Origin of the sequence: Frankia sp. AgKG'84/4, assembly GCF_023242965.2 — a bacterium.
In the GTDB taxonomy this organism is placed as follows: Bacteria; Actinomycetota; Actinomycetes; order Frankiales; family Frankiaceae; genus Frankia.
Genome location: NZ_JALKFU020000522.1, coordinates 1 through 3,882, shown reverse-complemented (window position 1 = coordinate 3,882; position 3,882 = coordinate 1). Strand labels below are relative to the sequence as shown.

Genomic DNA, 3,882 nt, shown 5'->3' with positions numbered 1-3,882 from the left:
CCACTGGCCGGGCCGCCGCGGATCGTGGCGAGCCGGACCCGCGCCCCGCGTCTGGTCGGCGAGGTCGCCGAGGCGATCGGCGCGACCGTCGTGCCGATGGGTTCCGCCGGGGCGAAGGCCGCGGCGGTCATCCGCGGGCAGGCCGAGATCTACCTGCACGCCGGCGGCCAGTACGAGTGGGACTCGGCCGCGCCGGTGGCGGTCGCCCAGGCCGCGGGCCTGCACACCAGCCGCCTCGACGGTTCGCCGCTGCGCTACAACCAGCGCGACCCGCTGCTGCCGGACCTGGTCATCTGCGTGGCCGACCTGGCGCCCGCGGTGCTCGACGCGATCGCGGCGGCGGATCCCGGCCGGTAGGGCCCCGGCGGTTTGCTGTGGGCGTGGGTGTTGGGCGGCTGGTGAGATGGTTAACGCCGATGAAACCTGCCCCGGGATGCTCCGGTGGGCTAGTTTGGTCCGATACACCGGCTCGACGAGGGGTATCCGCGTGCCTGTCACGGGTTACGAGCTCACCCACCTGCAGATGCTCGAGGCCGAGGCCATCCACATCTTCCGTGAGGTCGCGGCCGAGTTCGAACGTCCCGCGCTGCTGTTCAGCGGCGGCAAGGACTCGATCGTCATGCTGCGGGTGGCGGAGAAGGCGTTCTGGCCGGCGAAGCTGCCCTTCCCGCTGTTGCACATCGACACCGGTCACAACTTCGCCGAGGTGCTGAACTTCCGGGACCACCGGGCCGCCGAGCTCGGCGCCCGGCTGGTGGTCGCCTCCGTGCAGGCCGCGATCGACGCGGGTGAGCTGACCGAGGACACCCGCCCGGGCGCGTCCCGCAACCAGCTCCAGACCCCGGTGCTGCTGGACGCGATCGCGGACGGGCGCTTCGACGCCGTGTTCGGCGGTGCGCGCCGCGACGAGGAGAAGGCTCGGGCGAAGGAGCGCGTGTACTCCTTCCGCGACGAGTTCGGCCAGTGGGACCCGAAGAACCAGCGGCCCGAGCTGTGGTCGCTCTACAACGGTCGGCACCGCCCCGGCGAGCACATCCGGGTGTTCCCGCTGTCGAACTGGACCGAGCTGGACATCTGGCGCTACATCGCCCAGGAGAGCCTGGAGATCCCCTCGATCTACTACGCGCACAGCCGCGAGGTCATCGAACGGGACGGCATGCTGCTCGGGGTCACCGAGCTCACCCGGCCGCGCCCCGGCGAGACCGTCGTGGCCCGCCACGTCCGCTACCGCACGGTCGGCGACATCACCTGCACCGGCGCCGTGGAGTCCACGGCGGCGACGGTCGACGAGGTCATCGCCGAGGTCGCGGCGACCCGGATCACCGAGCGCGGCGCGACCCGCGCCGATGACCGGGTCAGCGAGGCCGCGATGGAGGACCGCAAGAAGGAGGGCTACTTCTGATGGGCGAACTGCTGCGTGTGGCGACCGCCGGCTCGGTCGACGACGGCAAGTCGACCCTGATCGGGCGCCTCCTGTACGACACGAAGTCACTGTTCACCGACCAGCTGGCCGCCGTCGAGCGGACCAGCCGGGAGCGCGGCGACGGCTACGTCGACCTCGCCCTGCTCACCGACGGCCTGCGAGCCGAGCGGGAGCAGGGCATCACCATCGATGTGGCCTACCGCTACTTCGCCACCCCCCGGCGCTCGTTCATCCTCGCGGACACCCCCGGGCACGTGCAGTACACCCGCAACATGGTCACCGGCGCCTCCACGGCGGACCTCGCGCTGCTGCTCGTCGACGCGCGCAAGGGTGTCGTCGAGCAGACCCGCCGGCACGCGTTCCTCGCCTCCCTGCTGCGCGTCCCACACCTGGTGCTCTGCGTCAACAAGATGGATCTCGTCGACTTCGACCGGGACGTCTTCGAGAAGATCAAGGAAGACTTCCGGCGCTTCGCCGCGAAGCTGGAGATCGTGGACGTCACCGCGATCCCGGTCTCCGCGCTGGCCGGCGACAACGTGGTGTCCCGCTCCCCGAGCACCCCCTGGTACGACGGCAGCTCGCTGCTGCACCACCTCGAAGAGCTGCACATCGCCTCCGACCGCAACCTCATCGACGTCCGGTTCCCCGTCCAGTGGGTCGTCCGGCCGCGCAGCGACGAGCTGCATGACTACCGCGGGTATGCCGGCCGGGTCGCCGGCGGGGTGCTCAAACCCGGTGACGACGTCATCGTCCTGCCTTCTGGCCTGACGACCCGGGTCGCCGGTATCGACACCTACGACGGCCCCGTCAGCGAGGCGTTCCCGCCGATGTCGGTCATCGTCCGCCTCGAGGACGACCTGGACGTCTCCCGCGGCGACATGATCGCCCGGCCGAACAACCAGCCGACCGTCGGCCAGGACCTCAACCTCATGGTTTCCTGGATGGTCGACGCGCCGCTGCGTCGACGGGCGCGGATCGGCATCAAGCACACCACCCGCTCGGTGCGGGCGATGGTCACCGACGTGGGCTATCGCGTCGACATCGACACGCTGCACCGCGACGAGACCGTCGAGACGCTGGCGCTCAACGACATCGGCCGCATCGCCCTGCGAACCACCTCGCCGCTGTGCTACGACCCGTACCGCCGCAACCGCGACACGGGCAGCGTTCTGCTCATCGACGAGTCCTCCGGGGCCACCCTCGGCGCGGGCCTGATCCTCTAGCTCCGCGCCGACGCGGCGATCAGGCGGCCGGGGCGGGCCGCCCGGCAGCGCGCGCCGGTGCGCCGTGGCGCACCGGCGGGCGCCCTGAGGCAGGATCAGCCTGTGGACCTCCCCGTTGTCCCGCCGGTCAAGCCGATGCTGGCGCGCGCCGTCGACGAGATCCCCGCCGGCCTCGTCTACGAGCCGAAGTGGGACGGCTTCCGGGCGCTGGTGTTCCGCGACGGCGACGAGGTGGAGATCACTTCGCGGACCACGAAGTCGATGACGCGGTACTTTCCCGAGCTTGTCCCGGATCTGCTCGCCGCGCTGCCCGAGCGCTGCGTGCTGGACGGCGAGATCGTCGTCGCCGGCGCGAACGGACTCGACTTCGAGGCCCTGCAGCAGCGGGTGCATCCCGCGGCGAGCCGGATCACCCGCCTCGCCACCGAGACCCCGGTGTCCTTCGTCGCCTTCGACCTGCTCGCGAGCGGCGACACGGCGCTGCTCGACCAGCCCTTCGCCCGCCGCCGCGCCGACCTCGCCGCGCTGCTCGGCGACCCGGCCGGCCGGGTGCACCTCACCCCGGCCACCGAGGATCTCGACGTCGCCCGGGAGTGGTTCGACCGGTTCGAGGGCGCCGGGCTCGACGGCATCATCGCCAAGGCTCCGGACTCCCGGTACGAACCCGACCGGCGCGTCATGTTCAAGATCAAGCATGTGCGCACGGCGGACTGTGTCGTCGCCGGCTACCGCCCCCACAAGTCCGGCCCCGACGCCGTCGGCTCGCTGCTGCTCGGCCTGTACCACGAGCCGGACCCGGCGGCGGGCGCTCCCGGCGGCGGGCTCGCGGCGGTCGGGGTGAGCTCGGCGTTCCCGATGGCACGCCGCCGTGAGCTGGCCCGGGAGCTCGCCGAACTGGTCATCCCGATCGAGGACCATCCCTGGGCGCCGGGAGCCGCCGGGAGCACCCGCACCCCGTGGGACGCCGGGGAGAGCCGCTGGGCGGCCGGACGTGACCTCTCGTTCGTCCCGCTGCGCCCCGTGCTGGTCGTCGAGGTCCGCTACGACCATATGGAGGGGCCCCGCTTCCGGCACACCACCCAGTTCGTCCGGTTCCGGCCCGATCGGGAGCCCGCCAGCTGCACCTTCGGCCAGCTCAGCCGCCCGGCGCCGGTCGACCTGGCCCAGGTGCTGCGCTGAGCCGCGCGCCACGCCGAGCTGGTCACCCGCCGGCTGCCAGCCCGCCCGCGCGTGCGG

The 3,882-nt window shown here is 72.0% G+C and carries 4 protein-coding genes; all 4 read left to right on the top strand.

Annotated features, from left to right (window positions below; translation table 11 throughout):
• Positions 1-357: inositol monophosphatase family protein (locus tag MXD58_RS22455; protein ID WP_284678733.1), on the top strand; the 357-nt coding region annotated here is incomplete at its 5' end.
• A gap of 130 nt (positions 358-487) precedes the next feature.
• The gene (gene cysD / locus MXD58_RS22450; protein ID WP_248840182.1) at positions 488-1,402 is read left to right on the top strand and encodes a sulfate adenylyltransferase subunit CysD; all 915 of its coding nucleotides are present in this window, start codon (positions 488-490) and stop codon (positions 1,400-1,402) included.
• Entirely contained in the window at positions 1,402-2,646 is a 1,245-nt protein-coding gene (locus tag MXD58_RS22445) for a sulfate adenylyltransferase subunit 1 (RefSeq protein ID WP_248840183.1), read from the top strand. Before cysD ends, MXD58_RS22445 begins: the two co-directional genes overlap by 1 nt.
• 102 nt (positions 2,647-2,748) lie before the next feature.
• On the top strand, positions 2,749-3,825 hold the full coding sequence (locus MXD58_RS22440) for an ATP-dependent DNA ligase (protein ID WP_248840184.1): 1,077 nt from the start codon (positions 2,749-2,751) through the stop codon (positions 3,823-3,825).
• The last annotated feature ends 57 nt before the right edge of the window (positions 3,826-3,882 follow it).

What these genes read in the sequence shown, in the direction of transcription:
- MXD58_RS22445 (WP_248840183.1), top strand. Translation starts at nt 1,402, where the DNA reads ATGGGCGAACTGCTGCGTGTGGCGACCGCCGGCTCGGTCGACGACGGC.